16 protein-coding genes and 1 pseudogene are annotated in these 22228 nt (G+C 67.9%); 13 read left to right on the forward strand and 4 right to left on the reverse strand.

Annotated elements, in window-relative coordinates:
* The first annotated feature begins 32 nt into the window (after positions 1-32).
* From INP52_RS03195 to INP52_RS03210, 4 genes and pseudogenes are all read left to right on the forward strand, one after another.
* On the forward strand, positions 33-2621 hold the full coding sequence (locus tag INP52_RS03195; RefSeq protein ID WP_194372348.1) for a heavy metal translocating P-type ATPase: 2589 nt from the start codon (positions 33-35) through the stop codon (positions 2619-2621).
* Positions 2622-3046: 425 nt separating this feature from the next.
* Positions 3047-3328, forward strand: a pseudogene (locus INP52_RS03200) (peptide chain release factor-like protein); the annotation flags it as partial.
* A gap of 248 nt (positions 3329-3576) precedes the next feature.
* Positions 3577-5685 carry an NAD-dependent DNA ligase LigA gene (gene ligA, locus INP52_RS03205; RefSeq protein WP_194372352.1) on the forward strand — a complete coding sequence of 703 codons (2109 nt, stop codon included), beginning with the start codon at positions 3577-3579 and terminating at the stop codon, positions 5683-5685.
* 76 nt (positions 5686-5761) lie between these two features.
* The gene (locus INP52_RS03210; RefSeq protein ID WP_194372354.1) at positions 5762-6520 is read left to right on the forward strand and encodes a tyrosine-protein phosphatase; all 759 of its coding nucleotides are present in this window, start codon (positions 5762-5764) and stop codon (positions 6518-6520) included.
* 38 nt (positions 6521-6558) lie between these two features.
* On the opposite strand, the gene INP52_RS03215 is transcribed toward INP52_RS03210, so the two are convergent.
* Positions 6559-7077 carry a hypothetical protein gene (locus INP52_RS03215; RefSeq protein WP_194372356.1) on the reverse strand — a complete coding sequence of 173 codons (519 nt, stop codon included), beginning with the start codon at positions 7075-7077 and terminating at the stop codon, positions 6559-6561.
* A complete protein-coding gene (locus INP52_RS10125) occupies positions 6995-7615 on the reverse strand; it encodes a hypothetical protein (protein ID WP_408647689.1) in 621 nt (206 codons plus the stop codon). Before INP52_RS10125 ends, INP52_RS03215 begins: the two co-directional genes overlap by 83 nt.
* On the opposite strand from INP52_RS10125, the gene INP52_RS09895 reads away from it, so the two are divergent.
* Positions 7557-7790 (forward strand): hypothetical protein, encoded by a 234-nt coding sequence (locus INP52_RS09895; RefSeq protein WP_228478400.1) that lies wholly within the window; start codon positions 7557-7559, stop codon positions 7788-7790. The two genes, INP52_RS10125 and INP52_RS09895, sit on opposite strands and share 59 nt — an antisense overlap.
* Positions 7791-7871: 81 nt before the next feature.
* Here the strand turns inward: INP52_RS09895 and INP52_RS03225 are convergent, their stop codons facing one another.
* Positions 7872-8570, reverse strand: a complete 699-nt coding sequence (locus INP52_RS03225; protein ID WP_194372357.1) for a polyphosphate polymerase domain-containing protein — start codon at positions 8568-8570, stop codon at positions 7872-7874.
* A gap of 161 nt (positions 8571-8731) precedes the next feature.
* Here INP52_RS03225 and INP52_RS03230 point away from each other — a divergent pair, with 161 nt between their 5' ends.
* The 4 genes from INP52_RS03230 to INP52_RS03245 all read left to right on the forward strand — a co-directional run bounded on the left by INP52_RS03230 (position 8732) and on the right by INP52_RS03245 (position 15809).
* The gene (locus tag INP52_RS03230; RefSeq protein ID WP_194372358.1) at positions 8732-9238 is read left to right on the forward strand and encodes a VaFE repeat-containing surface-anchored protein; all 507 of its coding nucleotides are present in this window, start codon (positions 8732-8734) and stop codon (positions 9236-9238) included.
* Between the two features lie 262 nt (positions 9239-9500).
* Positions 9501-14120, forward strand: coding sequence for a glutamate synthase large subunit (gene gltB, locus INP52_RS03235; RefSeq protein ID WP_194372359.1), 4620 nt, complete (start codon positions 9501-9503; stop codon positions 14118-14120).
* A gap of 2 nt (positions 14121-14122) precedes the next feature.
* A complete protein-coding gene (locus INP52_RS03240; protein WP_194372360.1) occupies positions 14123-15601 on the forward strand; it encodes a glutamate synthase subunit beta in 1479 nt (492 codons plus the stop codon).
* Position 15602: 1 nt separating this feature from the next.
* Positions 15603-15809 (forward strand): hypothetical protein, encoded by a 207-nt coding sequence (locus tag INP52_RS03245; RefSeq protein WP_194372361.1) that lies wholly within the window; start codon positions 15603-15605, stop codon positions 15807-15809.
* Between the two features lie 443 nt (positions 15810-16252).
* Here the strand turns inward: INP52_RS03245 and INP52_RS03250 are convergent, their stop codons facing one another.
* A complete protein-coding gene (locus INP52_RS03250; RefSeq protein WP_194372363.1) occupies positions 16253-17185 on the reverse strand; it encodes a zinc dependent phospholipase C family protein in 933 nt (310 codons plus the stop codon).
* 176 nt (positions 17186-17361) lie between these two features.
* Here INP52_RS03250 and INP52_RS03255 point away from each other — a divergent pair, with 176 nt between their 5' ends.
* The 4 genes from INP52_RS03255 to INP52_RS03270 all read left to right on the forward strand — a co-directional run bounded on the left by INP52_RS03255 (position 17362) and on the right by INP52_RS03270 (position 22151).
* On the forward strand, positions 17362-17877 hold the full coding sequence (locus INP52_RS03255) for an HdeD family acid-resistance protein (protein ID WP_194372364.1): 516 nt from the start codon (positions 17362-17364) through the stop codon (positions 17875-17877).
* A gap of 217 nt (positions 17878-18094) precedes the next feature.
* Positions 18095-19234, forward strand: a complete 1140-nt coding sequence (locus tag INP52_RS03260) for an ABC transporter substrate-binding protein (RefSeq protein ID WP_194372365.1) — start codon at positions 18095-18097, stop codon at positions 19232-19234.
* Positions 19235-19363: 129 nt separating this feature from the next.
* Positions 19364-21073 carry an ABC transporter permease gene (locus INP52_RS03265; RefSeq protein ID WP_194372366.1) on the forward strand — a complete coding sequence of 570 codons (1710 nt, stop codon included), beginning with the start codon at positions 19364-19366 and terminating at the stop codon, positions 21071-21073.
* 1 nt (position 21074) lies between these two features.
* Positions 21075-22151 carry an ABC transporter ATP-binding protein gene (locus INP52_RS03270; RefSeq protein WP_194372367.1) on the forward strand — a complete coding sequence of 359 codons (1077 nt, stop codon included), beginning with the start codon at positions 21075-21077 and terminating at the stop codon, positions 22149-22151.
* Positions 22152-22228: the final 77 nt, after the last annotated feature.

Here is a 22228-nt window from a genome sequence, read left to right on the forward strand (position 1 = left end):
CCAGGCCGCTCGCGCAAGGGGAAGGGAAGACCATGAGGGAAACGTTTGACATAGAGGGAATGACCTGCGCGTCGTGCTCGGCGCACGTGCAGAAGGCCGCCTCGGGTGTCCCCGGCGTCATCGAGGCGAACGTCAACCTGCTCAAGAACTCGATGGAGCTGGACTACGACGGCACCCCCCAGACCGCCGAGGCCGTGGTGTCCGCCATCGATAGGGCCGGCTACGGGGCGCGTCGGCGCGTGAAGGCAGCGCCGGGGCATGCCGCCGAGGCGCAGGAGAAGCCGGGAGCCGCTGCCGAGCGGCTTATAGCCGAGAAGCGCCGCCAGCTGATCGTCTCGGCGGTCTTCTCGGTGCCCCTGTTCTACCTGGCCATGGGTCCGATGTTCGGCTGGCCGGACGTGCCCGGCCTGGGCGGCATGGAGAACATGATGGCCGCGGGCCTCACGCAGCTTCTTCTCTGCGTGCCCATACTCGTGGTCAACCGTCACTACTTCGTCACGGGCTTCAAGGCGCTCGTGCACGGCTCTCCCAACATGGACTCTCTCATCGCCCTGGGGTCGGCCGCCGCGGCCGTCTACAGCGTGGTGGGGGTCTATCGCATGGCGTGGGCCGTCGGCGCCTCCGACATGACCGGGCTCCACTCGGCGGCGCACGACCTCTACTTTGACTCCGCCGGCATGATCTTGACCCTCATCACGCTCGGTAAGTTCTTCGAGGCCCGCGCCAAGGGTCGCACGACCGACGCCATCACCTCGCTCATGGACCTCGCGCCCAAGATGGCCACCGTCGTGCGCGACGGGGCCGAGGTGAGCGTGCCCACCGAGGACGTGTCCTTGGGCGAGCGCGTGGTCGTGCGCTCCGGTGAGTCGATTCCGGTGGACGGCGTCGTGGTCGAGGGCTCGGCCGCTGTGGACGAGTCCGCGATTACCGGCGAACCGGTCCCCCGCGAGCTTGCCGTGGGCGACCGCGTGACCGGGGCGACCGTCTCTACGCGCGGCTGGTTCGCCATGGAGGCGCGCGCCGTGGGCGACGACACGACCCTGGCGGGCATCATCCGCCTCGTCGACGAGGCCACAAGCTCAAAGGCGCCCATCGAGCGGCTCGCCGACAAGATCTCCGGCGTGTTCGTGCCGGTGGTCATCGCGCTCGCCGCCGTCACGCTCGTGGTCTGGATGGTCCTGACGGGCGACTTCTCGGCGGCCCTGACCCACGCCATCTCGATCCTCGTGATCAGCTGCCCGTGCGCGCTCGGCCTGGCCACGCCCACGGCCATCATGGTGGGAACCGGGCGCGGGGCCGCCAACGGCATCCTGATCAAGTCCGCCGAGGCGCTCGAGGGCGCCTGCGACGTGGACGCCGTCGTGCTCGACAAGACGGGCACCGTCACCCAGGGCTCGCCCAGCGTGACCGACGTGCTCGTCGCGCCCGGTGTCTTTGAGAGCGAGCTCGTGCGCGTGGCCGCGGCGCTGGAGCGCAAGAGCGAGCATCCGCTTGCGGCTGCCATCTGCGCCTACGCCGACAAGAGCCACGCGGGAGCGGATGCGGGCACGGACGTCTCGGGCTTCGAGCAGATCCCGGGCGGCGGCCTCGCGGCCACGGTCGACGGCGCGGCCGTGCTGGCCGGCAACGCCCGCCTCATGGAGTCGCACGGCGTGGACCTGGGCGCGCTCGCCGAGCGGTCGGCCTGCCTTGCCGACGAGGGTAAGACGCCGCTGTTCCTCTCGGCGGACGGGCACGCCCTGGGCATGGTGGCCGTGGCCGACGCGGTCAAGCCCACGAGCGCCGAGGCCGTGGCGCGCCTGCACGCCCTGGGCGCGACCACGATTCTTCTGACCGGCGATCAGGAGCGCACCGCCCGCGCGGTGGCGCGCCAGGTGGGCGTCGACGAGGTCGTCGCCGGGGTGCTGCCCGACCAGAAGGAGGAGCGCGTTCGCATGCTCCAGGAGCAGGGCCACCAGGTCGCCATGGTCGGCGACGGCATCAACGACGCCCCGGCCCTGGCGCGCGCCAACGTGGGCATCGCGATCGGCGCCGGCACCGACGTGGCCATCAGCTCGGCCGACGTGGTGCTCATGCACTCCGACCCGGCCGACGTGGCCACGGCGATGGAGCTCTCGCGGGCCACGATGAGAAACATCAAGCAGAACCTGTTCTGGGCCCTGTTCTACAACGTCATCTGCATCCCGGTCGCCGCGGGCGTGCTGAGCCCCTGGGGCATCACGCTGAACCCCATGATCGCCGCGGCGGCGATGGGCCTCTCGTCCGTTTTCGTGGTCTCCAACGCCCTGCGCCTGAGGACGTGGAGGCCGAGCGCTCGGGCCGCCCTGGATGCGGGCACGACGGTAACGCCGCCCGTCGAGGCGACCGCGACCAGTACTGAGGACAATGAGGACAAGAGAAAGGAAGAGACCATGAAGAAGGCGCTCAAGGTGGGGGGCATGACGTGCCAGCACTGCGTGATGCACGTGACGAAGGCGCTGGAGTCCGTTCCCGGCGTGAGCGAGGTGTCCGTTGACCTAGACTCGGGCAGCGCGACCCTCGAGGCGACCGATGCCGTGTCTGATGACGCGCTCGTCAAGGCCGTGAAGGACGCCGACTACGAGGCGACCGTCGTCGCGTAGGCGCGCGTCACCGGATTGGCCGCCCGCCCGGGGCCCCTCACAGGCCCCGGGCGGGCTTTTTCGAGGGTGCATATGCAATTTTTAGACTGATGTTCTTTTCGCCAAGCATCCTACCTGGTGATTCCCAAAGGCGACCTTTCTTTAAAGCCTGCAGCTATGTAGGTATGCTCAGGTGGGGTGTACGTACCCTAGGTAGCACCTCTCTAAGCTCGCGTCTTACGGGAGACGACACAAGATGGCGAGACGGTGCGCTCTGAGAACCTCCGACGAGGCGCATCGCTGGGCGGGCGATCTGAGATCGTAGCCGCCCACTGAGCTACCATGACACCATGAATGAGACGAACCTGACATACACCGACTACGCCCGCCTCGCACGGACGCCGCTCGGCGAGCTCGTGCGTGCGTGCGACGTGCAGGCCTTCCACGCGACGGGGCCGGGCGGGCAGGGCGTCAACACCGCCGACTCGGCCGTGCGCATGGTGCATCGGCCCACGGGTATCGCGGTCGTCTCGCGCGAGTCGCGCAGCCAGTATCGCAACCGACAGCTCTGCCTGCAGAAGCTCCGCGCAATCTTCGAGGAGCGCGCCATTCCGCCGCAGGTCCGTCACAAGACGAAGGTCTCCCGCACCCAGAAGCGCCACCGTCTCGCCGACAAGCGCCATCGCTCCGAACTCAAGGGGCTGCGACGGAGCGTGGGGGAGGAGTAGGGAAGCGGTCGGATTCCGGGCCACCGCCGCCTCGCTCGGTGCCGAGTGCGTAGAAGTCGGCGTCAGTTTCCGATAGACGCGCTCATATCCCAGAGTCTTCCCTGGTGCGATATGAACGGTTGTCGAAGTTTGCAGCGACTTCTACGCACTCGCCGCCAGACGGCTCTGTAGGGCCGGGGCGGACCGGCGGCTCTGCCGGCCAATGAGCTACCATGTGAGGCCGAGAATCACGATCCAAGGAGGGCCCCATGGCAGACGAGAAGGGCGCGACGCCCCCGCGTGCGCGCGCGGCGGAGCTCAACCGGCTGCTCAACACCTACGCCTATCGCTACTACGCGCTCGACGACCCCGCTGTGACCGACGCGGAGTTCGACCGTCTGCTCCAGGAGCTCCTCGCCCTCGAGGCGGCTCATCCCGAGCTCGTCTCTCCCGATTCGTACACGCAGCGCGTCGGGGGCTACGTCTCAGAGCAGTTCGAGCCCGTGCGACACGCCGCGCGCATGTACTCAATGGACGACGCGATGGACCTGCCCGAGCTCGACGAGTGGCTCTCCCGCACCGACGAGGCCCTGGGCGCCACGCCCCAGCACCCGGTCGCCTATACCTGCGAGCTCAAGATCGACGGCCTCGGCGTGGCCCTCACGTATCGAGACGCCCAGTTCGTGCGCGCCGCCACGCGCGGGGACGGCACGACCGGAGAGAACGTCACGGCCAACGTCCTCACGATCGCAGACGTCCCGCACGCGCTCGCGCCTGCGGGCCTCGCGCACGTGGACTCCGGCGGCCTGGGGCACACGATCGAGGTGCGTGGCGAGGTCTACATGCCCAAGCACAGCTTCGTGCGCCTGAACGAGGGCGCGGACGCTGCTGGTCGCGAGCCGTTCGCGAACCCCAGAAACGCGGCCGCCGGCAGCCTTCGCCAGAAGGACCCCAAGGTCACGTCTCATCGCGACCTCGAGACCTTCCTCTACGCCGTCGCCGACGAGTCCCCGCTCGACGTGCGCACCCAGGCGGAGTTTTTGCAGTGGCTCACGGACTGCGGCTTCTCGGTGAACCCGCACGCCTGCCGCTGCACGAGCGCCCGCGAGGTCCACGAGTTCTGCGAGCGCGCCCTCGCCCAGCGCGACGAGCTCGACTACGACATCGACGGCGTGGTCGTGAAGGTGGACTCGCTTGCCAGCCAGGAGGCGCTCGGCTTCACCGCGCGCGCGCCGCGCTGGGCCATCGCGTTCAAGTTCCCCCCCGAGGAGAAGCGCACCGTCCTGCGCCAGATTCGCATCCAGGTGGGGCGCACGGGCGTCCTCACGCCCGTCGCCGAGTTCGATCCCGTGGTCGTGGCCGGCTCCACGATCGCGCGCGCGACGCTCCACAACATCGATGAGATTCGCCGCAAGAACGTCCGCGCCGGCGACACGATCGTGGTCCACAAGGCGGGAGACGTGATTCCCGAGGTCGTGGGACCCGTGCTGGAACTGCGGCCGGAGGGCTCCGAGGAGTTCGAGATGCCCGAGCTCTGCCCCTCCTGCGGAAGCCCCGTCATGCGCGAGGAGGGGGAGGTGGCCTTCCGCTGCGTCTCCATCGACTGCCCGGCCCAGGCCGCCGAGCGCCTCATCCACTGGGGCAGCCGCAACGCCATGGACATCGACGGCCTGGGCGACGAGATCGTCTCGCGCATGGTCGCGCAGGGCCTGCTGTCTGATGTGGCGGACTTCTACGACAGCCTCACCGAGAAGTCCCTGGCCGAGGTCTCCATGGACCGCCAGTCCATGGACGGAGACGACATCGTGGTGGGCAAGGTGATCGCCAGGAAGATCATGGCGCAGATCGACGAGTCGCGCGGTCGCGGCCTCGCGCGCGTGCTCTTTGGCCTGGGCATCCGCCACGTGGGCGCCAACGTGGCGGCCACGCTCGCCGGGCGCTTCGGGTCGCTACAGGCGCTCCAGGCGGCCACCGAGGAGGACATCGCTCAGGTCGGCGGCATCGGTCCCAAGATCGCGGCCAGCGTGCGCGCGTTCTTCTCGGTGCCGGAGAACGTGGCCGTGGTGGAGCGGCTGCGCGAGGCGGGGGTCTCGCTCGAGCAGGAGCTCACGGCGCCGGTGCGCCCGCAGACCCTCGCGGGCCTCACGTTCGTGCTCACCGGCACCCTGCAGTCCCACACGCGCTCCTCCGCCGGCGCGGCCCTGAAGGAGCTTGGCGCCAAGGTCGCAGGCTCGGTCTCCAAGAAGACGAGCTTCGTGGTGGCTGGCGAGGCGGCCGGCTCCAAGCTCGAGCGGGCCCGCGCGCTGGGTGTCACCGTGCTCGACGAGGCGGGTCTCGACCGCATCCTCGCGACGGGAGAGCCCCCGAGGGGGGAGTAGCGGTGCTGCTGCGCCCCCCCAGGCCCCCGACAGGCTAGACTGTGTCTCAATAAGATGCAGGACAAGGGAGTGATACATGCAGGAGCACACCAAAAGGCCCCACCACGGACGCATCGACTTCAAGGGGCTGCCCAACACGCGCGACCTCGGGGGGCTCGAGACGGTGGACGGTCGCTACGTGCGACCGGGCCTGCTGCTGCGCTCGGGTGCCCTCTTCTTTGCCACCTCCTCCGACATCGACCGCCTGCTCGAGGAGGACCACCTGCGCGCCGTGGTCGACCTGCGCGGCGACGACGAGCTGGCCGAGCTGCCCGATCCCATGGACCGCATGCCGCACGTGAGCTACCTGCACGCCGACGTGCTCAAGGACGCCATCGAGGGCATCTCGCAGGACGTCGCCGCCCGTGCCCGCCTCGAGAAGGTACACTCCTCCGACGCGGACCCCGCGCTCTTCATGGAGACGATGTACCCGCGCATCCTGCTCGGCGAGTCCGGGGTCGCCAGCTATCGGGCGCTCATGCGCCGCCTGCTCGAGACCACGGACGGGGCGCTCCTGTGGCACTGCCACGTGGGGCGCGACCGCTGCGGCATGGCGAGCATGCTCGTCGAGCAGGCCCTGGGCGTCCCCATGGACGCGATGGAGGACGACTACCTGGCCACCAACCTCTACACCGACGTCGAGTCCGACGAGCGCAGCGCCGCGAACCCGCGCTTCATCCGCGCGGCCGTGGCCGGGGTCAAGCGCGCCTTCGGGAGTCTCGACGGCTACCTGCACGAGGCGCTCGGCCTGGACGACGCCGACCTCGCCGAGCTGCGCGGGCGCTACCTGGAGTAGGCCCGCGCAGCTCGGCGCAAGATACGTGAGGAGAGAGTCTAGGCCGTGGTGGACGTCTGCGCGGCCGTGGTTCCGGTGGGCGCCTGGCCGTCCGCGTCAGGCATGGTGCCATCCATCTGGGTGCCACCCTGCATGCCGCCGCCCATCCCCATGCCACCGGCGGCTGCGTCCGCCGAGCTGTACACGACGCTGTCGGGCGTGACCTCGGTCGTCGTGGACCCGCTGGTCAGCGTGTAGGTCTGGCCGACCTCGATGTCCGGCGCGCTGATGACCGCGCACTGATAGGACGTGGCGGGCGAGAAGGACGCGAGCACCGTGCCCGAGGAGTCCGCGAGCGTGATCGTGTCGCCCGCGTCGCCGGTCGCCGCAACCAGCAGCGAGGCCTGCGTGGAGTCCGAGCCCATGTTCTGCGCCATGCCCGCGGACCCTGCGGCGACGAGCACGCCGCCCGAGATCGTCCCCGTGCCCTCGTAGTCAAGGGCCCCGTTGGCCGCGTCCGTGGGCCCGCTGACGTAGGTCTGGCCCCCGGTGATCGTGAGGTCGCCGTTCGAGTCCACGCCGTCGCCCCCGGCGTTGACCGTGGTGGCGCCTCCGCTGATGAGGACCCATGCGGTGTCGTCGTTCTCGTCCATTCCGCCGCCCGTGCCACCCATGCCGCCGCCCCTGGTGCCCATGTCTCCGGTGGGGGCGGTGCCGGTCGTGTTGCCGGTGGGCGCAGCGGATCTCGTCGATGAGTGCCTTTTCAGAGATGTTGCTGGCCAGGCGGACGTTGTAGACGAGCTTGAAGACGCTGCCCATGTTCGCGGTGGACACGCTCGCCAGCTCGCGCTCGCTCAGATAGCGCTCGAAGATGTCGTCGAACAGGGAGGTGTAGTCGAGGTCCTCGGGAATCGAGATGTGGATGGCGCGGTCAAGCAGGGGACCGTTGCCGGATCCGAAGCCGGAGAGCTGGTAGATGAGGTAGATTCCGCCAAGGAGTATCGTGGTGATGGCGCCCACGACAAGGTAGCCCATGCCGCAGGCCAGGCCCACACACATGGCCAGGAACACGAAGCCGATGTCGCGCGCCGAGCCGGGGACGCTCCTGAAGCGCATGAGCGAGAAGGTGCCCGCCACGGCGACGCCGGTTGCCCACGTTGCCGTTGACCAGCGCAATCACGGCGCAGACGATGGCCGGCAGCACGGCGAGCGTCACCACGAAGCTCCTGGTGTGTCGGTTGCGCACGCAGTAGACGCCCGCGAGGGCGAGGCCCAGGAGAACCGCCACTAGAATGCAGATGATGAGGGGCAGAAGCTCGACGCTGTCTGTGGTGGTCGTGGTCGAGAAGAGCGATTCAGTCATGGACGTCTCCTATCCTTGTGCGGGCACCATGCCCATGCGAACCTTGCAGGCGGTGCCGTACTTGGACCACCCAACCTTGTGGAGCCCCTCTGCCGAGAAGAACCCAACGAGCCACAGGGGCATTCCCCCGAGGCACTTGACCTCAAGGACCGTGAGCCCCTCTTCGAGGAGCGGATCACCGTCATCACCGGCGGCAAGCGAGAGCCAGTCCCACCGCACGCGAAGGCTCTCGTCAAAGGTCATGCGAAAGTTGCTGTCCTCGGGCGAGAAGAACGCGTTTCGGTCGTAGCCGATGAAGGCGCGAGGCGCCAGATCCTCGTAGCGGCGTGCGGCGAAGTCGATCTCGCGCTCGATCTGGGTGTCGAGCGGGCCCTGTCCGGCGAGAAGCGACGCAGCCTGAGCGGGGAGCAGCGAGACCCTGCGCTTGTACGTCACGCCCCTGAACTTCTTCTTGAGCTCCACGAAGACGGGGCTTGCGCCGTCGCTCACCCCATAGCTGCGAACCCTGATCTTCTCCTTGTACGTAGGGCGGGCGATGGAGCGGCGCCCGAGCAGAAGGCTGGGCGTGTCGTAGTAGAGGTTGCAGACCGTTGAAGGCCCGTAGGCGTCGGGTTGCATGTGACGGGACACGAGGGCCTCGAGCCGATGGCGCTGCGCGTCGTCAAGCAGATACTTGAGTTCGTGTCGCTGGAACACCATCTGGAACATGACAACCCCCTCTCCTTCTCGCTAGCCTATGGGGCAAACCTGAAGTCTGCCTTGAACGCCGCGCGCGGACATCAAAGGTCGATGATGCTTCCCGGTTGCTGAAAAGTGGCCGCGCCGCTCGGGGCTTCGCGCACGTGGGAGGCGCTGCGGTATATTTGACCGTGACCGTGGCGCAGGCCCCGAAGCTGGCGACGTCCGCCGCCGACCAGTCCGACGGGGACAAGACGCTTGACGCCCGCAGCGGCACGGTAGTCGACACCGTGGCCTACGAGGGGCTGACCCCCGGGGTCGAGTACACGCTCAAGGGCGAGCTGGTGAGCTCCCCGGACGGCGAGCGCATCGGCATCACCGGCGAGGTCACGTTCACCCCCGCCCAGGCCGACGGCACCGTCGAGGTCACCTTCGAGGTCCCGGCCGGCTACGATGGCCGCACCCTGGTCGTTTTCGAAAGGGCCTATGACGCCGACGGCGTCGTGGCCACCCACGAGGAGGACCCCGACGACCCGGCCCAGACCGTGACCGTGGCGCAGGCCCCGAAGCTGGCGACGTCCCAGAAGAAGAGTAAGAATCTTCCGAAGATGGGAGATGCCTCCATGACTCTTGGATCTGAAGTTTTGGCACTTTCCGGGATTGCCTTGTTGGGTCTTTATCACAGGATCAAGGAGTAGCGAAGAGCCGCATTTGCCCTAAGGTAAAAATAGGACATATTTTTGGGTCTTATCTTTATGGAGCGCACCATCTGGTCTTTTCAGGTGGCGCGCTCCATTTTCTGGGCCGCACGCTGGTCCTCATCCTTGTATCGAAAGCCTCGCGAAAACGTTTCGAACTCGTGGCGACCGAGAAAAGAGCTTGTGGCAACTTGGTCACGATTCTCGCGCCCCGCCGCGCGAGGTCATAGACTTCTCCCAATGTGTCTGAGAGGGGAGAGTCATGATCGAGAAGAGCCAGGGTCCCACATGCGCGCGCGGCCTGTACCGTGAGGAGTACGAGCACGACGCCTGCGGCATCGGCGCGATTGCGCACCTCAGGGGCCAGCGTAGCCACCAGACGCTCGATGACGCGCTCTCGGTCCTGCTGAACCTCGAGCACCGCGGGGGCAAGGGTCTCGAGCGCAACACCGGCGACGGCGCGGGCGTGCTCTTCCAGGTCCCGCACCGCTTCTTCCGCAAGCAGGCGCAAAGGGAGGGCCAGCTGCTTCCTGACGAGGGCGACTACGGCGTGGCCATGCTCTTTTTCCCGCACGACGACGCGTCCGCCGTCCAGGCCGCTCGTCGCGTCTTCGAGGAGGGCTGCGCCGCCTGCGGCGTGCCCCTGCTGTTCTGGCGCGAGGTCCCCGTCAACGGGCGCGATTTGGGCTCGACCGCACGTGCCTGCATGCCCACGATCCTCCAGGCCTTCCTCGGCCGGCCCGGGGGCGTGGAGGCCGGCATGGCCTTCGAGCGCAAGCTCTACGTCTGCCGCCGCACCATCGAGCGCGCGGCCGAGAGCGAGACCGCGCTCACGGGCAAGATCTTCTACGTCTGCAGCATGTCGGCGCGCACGATCGTCTACAAGGGCATGCTGGTGGCCACCCAGATGCGCGGCTTCTTCCTCGACCTCAACGACGCCGCGGTGGAGACCTCCTTCGCCCTCGTCCACTCGCGCTACTCGACCAACACGACGCCCTCCTGGGAGCGCGCCCACCCCAATCGCTACATCATCCACAACGGCGAGATCAACACCCTGCGCGGGAACGTGAGCTGGATTCGCGCGCGCGAGGCGCGCCTCTACTCGCCGACCCTGGGCGCCGACCTCGAGCGCGTGATGCCGATTATCAACCGCGAGGGGTCGGACTCCGCGATCCTCGACAACGTCCTCGAGTTCCTGACCATGAACGGCCGGCCCCTCGACCGTGCGGTGACCCTCATGCTCCCGGAGCCTTGGGACCACAACCCGGCCCTGTCCGAGAAGCGCCGCTCCTACGACTGCTACCAGTCCATGCTCATGGAGCCCTGGGATGGCCCGGCGGCGATCGTCTTCACCGACGGCGTCAAGGTGGGCGCGGCCCTCGACCGAAACGGCCTGCGCCCCGCGCGCTACTACGTCACCCGCGACGACCGCCTGATCCTCTCCTCCGAGGTGGGCACCCTCGACGTGGAGCCCGACGACGTCCTGCGCACCGGTTGCCTCGGCCCGGGCGAGATGCTCGAGGTCGACCCCGCGGCCGGGCGCGTCATCTGGAACGACGAGCTGCGCGACCGCCTGGCCGTCGAGAAGCCCTATCGAGACTGGGTCGGCGACGAGACCCTCTCCGTGGGCGAGCTCGCCCCCGCGCCCGTCTCCGCCTCGCCCGAGCGCGACGCCCAGGTGCCCCTCTCCCGGCGCATGGCCAAGCTCGGCTACCACTTCGACGACGTGGACGAGGCCATCCGCCCCATGGCGGCCCAGGCCAGGGTTCCGCTCGCCTCGATGGGCACCGACGTCCCTCTCGCCTGCCTCTCGCACAAGACGCGCTCCTTCTTCGACTACTTCCAGCAGCTCTTCGCCCAGGTCACCAACCCTCCCATCGACGCCCTGCGCGAGAGCCTCGTCACGAGCTCGGTGCTCTACCTGGGCAACCACGGCAACCTCCTCGAGGACTGCCGCGACTCCTGCCGCCTCGTGCGCCTCGAGGGGCCGCTGCTCACCCGCGACGCCTTCGAGCGCATCTGCCACATCGACCGCACGGGCTTTAAGTCCGCGCGCATCTCGGCGACCTATCGCAGGGACGGCGGCCCCCACGCCCTCGCGGCCGCCCTCACGGGCATCGCCGCCCAGGCCGAGAAGAGCGTGCGCGCCGGCGTCAACATCGTGATCATCTCCGACCGCGCGGGCGAGGGCGAGGTGCCCATCCCATCGCTTCTGGCCCTCGGCTGCGTCCACAACCACCTGCTTCGCTGCGGGCTGCGCACGAGCGCGGACCTCGTGGTGGAGGCCGGCGACGCCATCTGCGCCCACGACTTCGCCTGCCTCGTGGGCTACTCGGCGAGCGCCATCTACCCCTACATGGCCCACGACTGCATCGCCGACCTCTGCGAGCGCGGCGAGCTCGACCTCAGCGCGCCCGACGCCCAGGCCAACTACGACCGCGCGGTCACGGGCGGCATCCAGGCGATCATGTCCAAGATGGGCATCTCCACGATGCAGGGCTACCACTCCGCGCAGATCTTCGAGATCCTGGGGCTCGCCGAAGAGCTCGTGGAGCGCTGCTTCACCAACACCGCCACGCGCATCGGCGGCCTCACGGTCGACGACCTCGAGCGCGAGGAGAACGCACGCTACGACGCCGCGCTCGCCCTGGCCAAGAGCCCCGCGCCCGACCAGCTCCCCTCGCTCGGCCTCACCAAGTGGAGACCCCTGGGCGGCGAGGACCACCTCATCGAGCCCCAAACCGTCTACCTCCTGCGGCGCGCCTGCCGGGAGGGGGACTTCGACCTCTTCCGCGAGTACAGCGCCTGGGTCCACCGACCCGGTCGCGTCGTCACCCTGCGTGACCTCATGGACTTCGTGCCCACCGGCGCCGCGGTGCCGCTCGACGAGGTCGAGCCCGCCTCGGCCATCGTGCGGCGCTTCAACACCGGCGCCATGAGCTATGGCTCGATCAGCCGCGAGCAGCACGAGTGCCTGGCCGCTGCCATGAATCGCCTGCACGGCCGCTCCAACACCGGCGAGGGCGGCGAGGACCCCTCTCGCGAGGTCCCGCGCAAAAACGGCGACTCGGTCCTGTCGGCCATCAAGCAGGTTGCGTCCGGACGCTTTGGCGTCACGAGCCGCTACCTCTGCAGCGCGATAGAGGTCCAGATAAAGATGGCGCAGGGGGCCAAGCCCGGCGAGGGCGGCCACCTGCCCGGCAAGAAGGTCTACCCCTGGATCGCCGAGGTGCGCCAGTCCACGCCCGGCGTGGGCCTCATCTCGCCCCCGCCCCACCACGACATCTACTCGATCGAGGACCTGGCCGAGCTCATCTTCGACCTCAAGAACGCCAACCCCAAGGCACGCGTCTCGGTGAAGCTGTGCGCGCTGGCGGGCGTGGGCACCATCGCCACCGGCGTGGCCAAGGGCGGCGCCGACAAGATCACCATCTCCGGTCACAACGGCGGCACGGGGGCCGCGCCGCGCGACTCCATCTACCACGCGGGCATCCCGTTCGAGATCGGCCTCGCCGAGACGCAGCAGACCCTGCTGAGAAACGGTCTGCGCTCGCGCGTGGTCGTGGAGACCGACGGCAAGCTCCTGAGCGGGCGAGACGTGGCCATCGCGGCCCTTCTCGGCGCGGAGGAGTTCGGCTTCGCCACGATGCCGCTCATCGCCTGCGGCTGCCTCATGCAGCGCGACTGCCAGCAGGACACCTGCCCGGCGGGCATCGCCACACAGAACTGCACCCTGCGCGGGCGCTTCTCGGGCCGCCCCGAGGACGTGGTCAACTTCATGACCTTCGTGGCCGAGGACCTGCGCCAGATCATGGCGGGCCTGGGCTTTCGCACAGTCGACGAGATGGTCGGCCGCTCCGACTGCCTGCGCCAGGTCGAGGCGGGCGGCGAGGAGAACTGGAAGGCCAACCTCGTCGATCTCGCCGACGTGCTCGCGCTCGCGACCAACGAGTACGGCCGCAGCATACCCGGCGCCGAGGGCCGTCACTTCCTGCCCTCGATGGCGCCCGACCTCGAGCTCGACCGCACGCTCGACGCCACGCTGCTCATCCCCTACACGGCCGATGCCCGCGCCCACCTCGCGCCCCTGCGCTTCCACGCGGACATCGACAACGTGAACCGCTGCGTGGGCACGCTCCTGGGCAGCACGCTCACCTCCGCGCACCCCGAGGGCCTGCCCGAGGGCTCGATCACCGTGGACTGCGACGGCTCGGGCGGCCAGAGCTTCGGTGCCTTCCTGCCGGCGGGGGTCACGCTCAACATTCGCGGGGACGCCAACGACTACTTTGGCAAGGGTCTCTCCGGCGGCGTCTTGTCCGTGCGGCCGCCGGCGGGCGCCACGTACAAGTTCGACGAGAACGTCGCGATTGGCAACGTGGCCTTCTACGGCGCCACGGGCGGACGCGGCTTCGTGAACGGCCTCGCGGGCCAGCGCTTCGCCGTGCGCAACTCCGGTGCCACCGTCGTGGTGGAGGGCGTGGGCAACCACGGCTGCGAGTACATGACCGGTGGCGTGGCGCTCGTCCTGGGCGAGGTGGGTCCCAACTTTGCGGCCGGCATGTCGGGAGGGGTGGCCTTCGTCTACGACCGCCTGGGCACGCTCGCCTCCCACTGCAACCAGGAGATGGTCGAGCTCGAGGACCCCACCGACGCAGAGCTCGCACAGGTCCATGCGCTCATCGAGGAGCACGTGCGGCGCACCGCCAGCCCCCGCGGCATCAAGATGCTCTATCAGTTCGAGGCCCTGAGGGGCCGGTTCGTGAAGGTCATCCCCCGCGACTACGAGCGCGTCCTGGGCTTTGTGGCGGACGCGCAGGAGCGCGGCGAGAGCCACGAGGACGCCCTTCAGTACGCCTTCGACGCGATGAAGGAGGAACGATAGCCATGGGAAAGCCAGGAGCCTATCTCGTGCACGAGCGCCGCGCCCACGACGTGCGCCCGGCCCAGGAGCGCATCGGCGACTACGACGAGATCGCCGTGCCGCTTCCGGCCGACGACCAGCGCGTCCAGGCGAGCCGCTGCATGATGTGCGGCGTCGCCTTCTGCCAGACCGGTGTGAGCTTTGGCCGCGCGCGCCCCTCGGGCTGCCCGCTGCACAACCTCATCCCAGAGTGGAACGACCTCGTCTATCGGGGCCTGTGGCAGGAGGCCTCCGACCGGCTGGCGCTGACCTTGCCCATCCCCGAGTTCACGAGCCGCGTCTGCCCCGCACCCTGCGAGGCGGCATGCAACCTGGGACGCGACGACGAGGCCGAAACGATCCACGACAACGAGCGCGCGATCTCCGACTGGGAGTGGGCGCACGGCGGGCCGCGCCGCTTCGCGCCGGCCGCCGCCGACGCCCCGGGCGTCGCCGTGGTGGGGTCGGGCCCGGCGGGCCTCGCGCTCGCCTGGGAGCTCGCCCGCCGTGGTGCCCGCGTGAGCGTGATCGAGCGCGCCGACCGCGCCGGCGGCCTGCTCATGTACGGCATCCCCAACATGAAGCTCGACAAGTCCGTGGTCGACCGGCGCGTCGCCCTCATGGAGGAGCTCGGAGTCGAGTTTCGTCTGGGCACCGACGCCACCGACTCCGAGGTGGCCGCCGGCCTCGCGCGCGACTTCGCCGCCGTGGTCCTGGCGGCGGGCGCCCGCGTGGCCCGCGGCCTCACGGCCGGGGGATACGACGAGGGCATCTCCGCGGGAGGGGTGGTCTACGCCGTGGATTATCTCACGAGCGCCACGCGCGCCCTGCTCGACGGTGGCGCGCCCGAGATTGACGCCCACGGCCGGGACGTGGTCGTGATCGGCGGCGGCGACACGGGCAACGACTGCCTCGGTACCGCCGTGCGCCAGGGCGCTCGCTCGGTGCGCCAGTTCGAGTTTATGGCCTGCCCGCCGGAGCGCCGCGCGCCCGCCAACGGCTGGCCCGAGTGGCCCGAGGTCAAGAAGACCGACTACGGTCAGGTCGAGGCCATAGACCTCATGGGAGAGGAGTGCCGCGCCTGGGGCGTTGACACGCTCGAGGTGCGCCTAGACGAAAAGGGCGGCGTGCGCGAGCTCCTCGTCTGCGACCTCGACTGGTCCTCGGGGCGCCCCGAGCGCGTCGCGGGGAGCGAGTGCACGATTCCTGCGCAGCTCGTGCTTATCGCCTGTGGCTTCACCGGACCCGAGCGCGCCGTCGTCGAGGCCCTGGGTGCGCGCCTCCCGGAGCGGGGCCGCCCGCTTCCGCAGATGGTCGCTGCGTCCTCGCACCGCGCGCTCGCGTCCGGCCCGACCCCACTCTACGTTGCGGGCGACGCCCGCAACGGCTCGAGCCTCGTGGTCACGGCTATGGCCGACGCCCTGGCCTGCGCCGACGAGGTGGCCCGCGAGCTGGGGCTCTGACGTGCGCCCCCCTGCCGACAAGCCCGACCCCGAGATCGCGAGCTCGGAGCTCGTCTGGATGGTGGACGGCAGGGCCTGCTCTCTCGGACGCGCAGTGTCCGAGAGACGACCCTGGCTCGAGGAGTCCACCGGGGTACGCAGGGAGCCAGTGCCCGATGACGGGGACGGTTCGGCAGAGGACGACGGAGAGCCCCTCGTCTGGCTGTGAGCCATGGCCCCGTCCTGTCTCGACCTCCCTCCCCCCGGCCCCGGTCCGGCTTCCAGGGTACGTACACCCCCCCTCTCAGGGTGCGTACACGATTGCTAGGTTGATGCTCTTCTCGCCAAGCGCCCTACCTGCGGCCTCTCTCCGAAGGCCTGGTTTTAAAAATTGCAGCTGCGTAGGTACCCTAGGGAAGGGTGTACGTACCCTCGCAGCGCCGCGGCAGCGCACCTCGCGCGGTCGCCCTGTGGCCCCCATGAGGATTGGGGCACTTTTTTGATGCTCCTGCACCGCGGTTTTCTCGCCAACGGGGGGTTTGCGAGAAAAATGCGTGAAGTGCCCCCCAAACGGGAGTCTATGCATCAAAAACTTGCCCCAATCCTAGGGGAGGAGGCAAGGGGAGGGAAAGAGGGGAAGGCGACAAGAGCACACCTACTGCCCCGCCGTCCCTAGTCGTCGACGACGTGGCGGCCCTCGTAGTCCAGGCCGCCCACGAGCTGCCTCAGGCGCCCCTCGTCTCCGCGCACGAGGGTCTCGGCGAGGGCGGGGTAGGCAAGGCGAGCCTCCTCGAAGAGGTCCGCGAAGCTGTCATGACGCACCGTGTCCGTGACGACGTCTCTCCAGGGCCGCCGCTCGAGGTTGGCCGCCGCGCTTGCGGGCTCATGGCACGCCCGATGGGCAACGACAACGGGGCACGCGCCCGCATGACCGAGGCGCGCAAGGCCGACCGTTGCCCGCGCGCGCGGCGAGCCTGCCCCCTCGATCGAGGTGTAGAGCTGCTCATAGTCGCGGACGGCCTCCGCGTACTCCCCAGCGCCCACGGACAGGCCAAAGACCGCAAGGGCGACCTGCGAGAGAAGGGCGCCGCCCACGCGCTCCACGCGCGCCGTGCGCATGAGGCTCGTGGCCGCGGGGCGCTCCTCGACGCTTGCTGCGCGCTTCTCCCACAAGAGCCAGGTGTCGAGGTCGCTCTCGATGAGGGCGCGGACCTCGTGCGCGGAGGCGGCGAGCGAGGGGTCGGCCATGACGAGGTCTCGCTGCTGAGAGGAGACGAAGGGGTGCGTCGCGCGGTCCAGGGCGTAGTGGCCCATCACGCCGAGAGCGAAGGCCCGCCCGATGCGCTCGTCGTCGCTCGGCAGGCGGCCCACGCCGTCGCGCAGGGTCAAAAACGCGTGCAAGACGTGACCGGAGCGCATCCGGGAGGCAAGTCGGTGGCAGGCGCGTGCCACGTGCGGAAGCGTCGAGAAGCGCGCGAAGAAGGGGTCGACCCCCTGGTTTCCCAGCAGAAACGCGAGGAGCTCCTCCTCTCCCGCGACCACGCCATGCGGAAGGGTCGAGGCGACGTCCTCGCCGAAGATGTGATGCGTGATGAGCGCGGGCATTGATTCTCCTCGCGGTTGGGGGCCCAGAGGGCGCGTCCCTCGGGTGATGCGTCCCTAGGGTAGCGCAACGCGCCCGCAGGTGCGCCTCTTTGTGCGTGTGAGACAAACCTGAAACGGGTAGAGATGCAGAAAGGTAAACAAAGGCGTGCTACGCGCCTCTTTCTAAGGTGGCATCCATGAAGAACTCTCTCCAGCGCACCAAGACGACCATGGTCCTCACGGGCATCGCGTCCTTGGTCATCGGCTTCTTCCTGTTCTCCAACCCCACGGGCGTCGCCCTGTTCGCGACGAGCCTGTTCGGGGGCGTTCTCGCGATCGCGGGCGTGATGACACTCATCGGCTACGCGCGCGCCCGCGACCAGGCCTCCCAGGCGGACCTCCTCATCGGCCTCATCGAGCTCGTCTTCGGCGCAATCCTGTGGACGTGGCCGGCGATGTTCGTGAGCTGGCTCGTGGTTCTCATCGGGGTCTTCATCCTGTTCACGGGCATCGGGGACCTCGTCGAGGCGCGCGCCGTCGCCGCCTTGGGCGCTCCGACCGCGGCGGCGACGCTCATGGCCGTTCTCACGATCGTCTTCGGCTTCGTCGTGATGGGCGCGCCGTTCGCCTTCGTGGGCGTCATGTTCGCGATTGCCGGCTGTGGGCTCGTCTTCAACGGCGTCACCGAGATCGTGGCCGCCTTCAAGAAGTGACCCCCAGGAAGTGACCCCCCCAAAAGCTAGCCCCCCGCCGCCATGATGTTCCTTTTGGTATAGTGCGACTCGTGGTCCGCCCCAGGCGGGCCACGCTGCCCCCGTCCCCCGCGACCGCTCGTCGAAACTCCCCGCACGCAAGCCCTCGATAGGTTAAAACCGTGAGCAGGGAAGAGCTCTCGCGCACGCGGGAACGAACACTAGGAAAGGAAACTTCATGTCGAATCTCTCCCGTAGGAACTTCCTGTCTGCCGGAGTCGCCGCTGCGGCCGGCCTCGGTCTCGCCGCCTGCGGCGGTGGCGAGTCCACGACTGGCGGCTCCGGAACCAGCGACGCCTCGACCGACAAGGTTGGCGCGTCCGAGGAGCTCGTGAGCGCGGCCAAGGAGGACGGCACGCTCGTCGTCTACGGCTCCTGCGAGGAGGAGTACCTCGCCGCGGCCTGCGAGCACTTCCAGGAGCTCTACGGCATCGACACCCAGTACCAGCGCCTCTCCACCGGTGAGGTCCAGGCCAAGGTCGAGGAGGAGAACGGCAACCCCTCCGGCGACGTCTGGTTCGGCGGCACCACCGACCCGTACAACGAGGTCGCCCTCGCCGGCCTGCTTGAGCCCTACGACGCCGCCAACGCGAGTCATATCCTCGATCCCAAGTACCGTGACGCCGACGGCAACTGGTACGGCGTCTACACCGGCCTCCTCGGCATCATGGTCAACAAGGACGAGCTCTCTCGCCTCAACCTCGACGCCCCCGAGGACTTCGCCGACCTCACCGACGAGAAGTACAAGGGCCTCATCTGGTCGTCCAACTACAACACCGCCGGTACGGCCAAGCTCATCATCAACACGGCCATCCAGAAGTACGGCCACGACGCGGGCATCCAGTACCTCGTCGACCTCGATAAGAACATCGCGGTCTACACCAAGTCCGGCTCCGGCCCGTCCAAGAACATCGGCACCGCCGAGTGCACGATCGGCCTGGGCTTCCTGCATGACGGCATCTACCAGATAGTCGATGGGGGCTACGAGAACATAGGTCTGGTCGTGCCGTCGTCGGGCACGTCCTGCGAGGTCGGCGCCACCGCCATCTTCAAGGGCGCCAAGCACGACAGCGCGGCCAAGCTCTGGGTCGAGTACGCCCTGTCCCCGGAGTGCGTTGAGCTGGCCGCCCAGAACGGCTCCTACCAGTTCCTGGTCATCGACGATGCCGAGCAGCCCGAGGTGGCCACCGAGTTCGGCCTCGATCCCAACAACGTCATGGACTACGACTTCGAGGACGCCAAGGAGCACACCTCGACCTACGTCGAGGAGGTCATGAACGCCCTGGGCGGCGGAGACGACCGCTTCCAGACAGAGTAGCCGCCTCTGCTTAGTCAACAAGACAGGCGCCGGGGGACCTCAGTCCTCCCGGCGTCTTCTTGCGAAGCCCGTTGGTGCCCTCTGCGCCGCCGGCGGCCCTTCTGATCGCATTCGGAAAGGAGCGTGCTCATGGCCCAAGACCAAGGCGCCGCCCTCGATCGCAAGAAGCTCATGGGCGATCCCATCATGGTCACCACGATCGTGGTGCTCATCGCGTTTCTCACGCTGTTCATCCTCTACCCGCTCGCCATCCTTTTGGTGGACAGCTTCGTCACCGACCAGGGCCCGAGCCTGTCCGTCTTCGAGCGCGTCTTCCAGATGCACACGTTCACGACGGCCATCACCAATACGCTTGCGGTGGGCTTTCTCGTGGGCATCTCGTCGGCGCTCGTGGGGCTGCTCTTCGCCTACGTCGAGGTCTACGTGCGCCTCAAGACCCGCTTCATGAGCGGCCTGTTCAAGGTCGTCTCCATGCTGCCGGTCGTCTCGCCGCCGTTCGTCTTGTCCCTGTCGGTGATCATGCTCTTTGGCAAGGCTGGCATCATCACCCGCTACGCCCTGGGGATCTACGACAACAACGTCTACGGCTTCTGGGGCATCTTCCTCGTTCAGACCCTCACGTTCTTCCCGGTCTGCTACATGATGCTCAAGGGCCTGCTCAAGAACATCGACCCCTCGCTCGAGGAGGCCGCGCGCGACATGGGGGCCTCGCGCTGGAAGGTCTTCACGAGCGTGACCCTGCCGCTTGTGCTGCCGGGCCTGGGCAACGCGTTTCTCGTCACCTTCATCGAGTCGATCGCCGACTTCGCCAACCCGATGATCATCGGCGGCTCCTATGACACGCTCGCCACGACGATCTACCTGCAGATCACGGGCGCCTACGACAAGCAGGGCGCCGCCGCGATGGCCGTCGTACTTCTGTCCATCACGCTCGTCATGTTCGTGGTGCAGAAGTACGTGCTCGAGGCCAAGAGCACGGCCACGCTCTCGGGCAAGGCGAGCCGCGCGCGCATGCTCATCACCGACCGCTCGGTCACCCTGCCGCTCACCCTTCTGTGCTCCGCGCTGGCGCTCTTCGTCGTGGTGATGTACGTCTGCGTGCCCTTCGGGGCGCTTTTCAAGACCTGGGGCTACGACTTCACGCTGACGACGAAGTGGTTCGTGCAGGTCTTCACCAAGTACCATGGACTCGAGGCCTTCCGCGACTCCTTCGTCTTGTCGCTCATAGCCGCCCCCATCACGGCGCTGCTCTCGATGATCATCTCGTATCTGGTGGTCAAGCGGAGCTTTCGCTCCAAGGGCTTCATAGAGGCTGTCTCCATGCTCGCTATGGCCGTGCCCGGCACGGTCCTGGGCGTCGGCTACATTCGCGGCTTCGCGGCGGGCGTCTTTCGCACGGGCCTTCTCCAGGGACTCTACGGCTCGGCGGCCATTCTCGTGATCGTGTTCATCGTGCGCTCGCTGCCCACGGGAACCCGCAGCGGCATCAGCGCCCTGCGTCAGATCGACAAGTCGATCGAGGAGTCCGCCTACGACATGGGCGCGGACTCGCTCACGGTCTTTCGCACGGTCACGCTGCCGCTCATCAAGGACTCCTTCCTCTCCGGGCTGGTGACTGCCTTCGTGCGCTCGATCACGGCTATCTCGGCGATCATTCTGCTCGTGACGCCGCAGTTCTTCCTCATCACGGTTCAGATCAACGAGTTCGCCGAGAAGGGCTCCTATGGCATCGCGTGCGCCTTCGCCTCGATTCTCATCGTCATCACGTACGGCTCGGTTCTCCTCATGAACCTTGCCATCAAGCACTTTGGTACCAGCAAGCAGACCGAGGAGGCCTAGCATGTCCAAGGAGAAGAAGGGCGTCCGCCTGGAGCACGTCTCCAAGATCTATCAGGACCCCAAGACCAAGCAGGACTTCTACGCGGTCCACGACGCCAGCATCGACATAGCCCCCGGCGAGTTCGTGACGCTGCTCGGACCGTCTGGCTGCGGCAAGACCACGATCCTGCGCATGATCGCCGGCTTCGAGAGCCCTAACGAGGGCGAGATCTACCTCGGCGACGAGCCCATAAACGAGCTCACGCCCAACAAGCGCGACACCGCCATGGTCTTTCAGAGCTACGCCCTGCTGCCCCACTACAACATCTTCGACAACGTGGCCTACGGCCTCAAGCTCCGCAAGCTCCCCAAGGAGCAGATTGCCGAGCAGGTCCACGGCATCCTCGACCTCGTGGGGCTCCAGGGCATGGAGGACCGCATGACCAACCAGCTCTCCGGCGGCCAGCAGCAGCGCGTCGCCCTCGCCCGCGCGCTGGTCCTGGAGCCGGGCGTGCTCCTCTTCGACGAGCCGCTCTCCAACCTCGACGCCAAGCTGCGCGTGGACATGAGAAACGAGATTCGCCGCATCCAGCAGGAGGCCGGCATCACGGCCGTCTACGTCACGCACGACCAGTCCGAGGCCATGGCGCTCTCCGACAACATCATCATCATGAAGAAGGGCGTGGTGGCCCAGATAGGCGACCCGCACACGATCTACTACCGTCCCGTCGACGAGTTCGTCGCCGACTTCATCGGCGAGTCCAACTTCCTGAGGGGGTCGCTCTCCCAGAAGGACGGTGCGTCTAGCGTGGCCACGATCGAGGGGCATGCGGTGGAGGTCGCCAACGTCGGCCACCTTGCCGTGGGCGACGCCTGCGTGCTCGTCCTGCGCCCCGAGGCCGCGCGCCTCGCTGATGCCGGGACCCTGCCGTGCCGCGTGACGCTCTCCCGCTTCATGGGCAACTACCAGAACTACCAGGTGACAGTGGGCCAGACCCTCGTCAAGATCACCGACTTCAACCCCAAGAACCACAAGGTCTACGAGGTGGGCGACGAGGCGTTCGTGGCCTTTGGCCCCGACGACGTCCACGTGCTGTAGGCGTAGCGACCCCCCCCCACGATTGGGGCATGTTCTTGATGCAATTGCGAGAAAATCGCCGCAGAGCGCAATCGCTC

Origin of the sequence: Thermophilibacter immobilis (assembly GCF_015277515.1) — a bacterium.
GTDB lineage: Bacteria > Actinomycetota > Coriobacteriia > Coriobacteriales > Atopobiaceae > Thermophilibacter > Thermophilibacter immobilis.

Excerpts from the sequence above, each read along its gene's own strand:
- gltB (WP_194372359.1), top strand. The coding sequence starts at position 9,501 with ATGATCGAGAAGAGCCAGGGTCCCACATGCGCGCGCGGCCTGTACCGT.
- INP52_RS03270 (WP_194372367.1), top strand. The coding sequence starts at position 21,075 with ATGTCCAAGGAGAAGAAGGGCGTCCGCCTGGAGCACGTCTCCAAGATC.
- INP52_RS09895 (WP_228478400.1), top strand. The coding sequence starts at position 7,557 with ATGGCCAGGAACACGAAGCCGATGTCGCGCGCCGAGCCGGGGACGCTC.
- INP52_RS03260 (WP_194372365.1), top strand. The coding sequence starts at position 18,095 with ATGTCGAATCTCTCCCGTAGGAACTTCCTGTCTGCCGGAGTCGCCGCT.
- INP52_RS03250 (WP_194372363.1), bottom strand. The coding sequence starts at position 17,185 with ATGCCCGCGCTCATCACGCATCACATCTTCGGCGAGGACGTCGCCTCG.
- INP52_RS03265 (WP_194372366.1), top strand. The coding sequence starts at position 19,364 with ATGGCCCAAGACCAAGGCGCCGCCCTCGATCGCAAGAAGCTCATGGGC.
- INP52_RS03225 (WP_194372357.1), bottom strand. The coding sequence starts at position 8,570 with ATGTTCCAGATGGTGTTCCAGCGACACGAACTCAAGTATCTGCTTGAC.
- INP52_RS03195 (WP_194372348.1), top strand. The coding sequence starts at position 33 with ATGAGGGAAACGTTTGACATAGAGGGAATGACCTGCGCGTCGTGCTCG.
- INP52_RS03210 (WP_194372354.1), top strand. The coding sequence starts at position 5,762 with ATGCAGGAGCACACCAAAAGGCCCCACCACGGACGCATCGACTTCAAG.
- ligA (WP_194372352.1), top strand. The coding sequence starts at position 3,577 with ATGGCAGACGAGAAGGGCGCGACGCCCCCGCGTGCGCGCGCGGCGGAG.
- INP52_RS10125 (WP_408647689.1), bottom strand. The coding sequence starts at position 7,615 with ATGCGCTTCAGGAGCGTCCCCGGCTCGGCGCGCGACATCGGCTTCGTG.
- INP52_RS03255 (WP_194372364.1), top strand. The coding sequence starts at position 17,362 with ATGAAGAACTCTCTCCAGCGCACCAAGACGACCATGGTCCTCACGGGC.
- INP52_RS03240 (WP_194372360.1), top strand. The coding sequence starts at position 14,123 with ATGGGAAAGCCAGGAGCCTATCTCGTGCACGAGCGCCGCGCCCACGAC.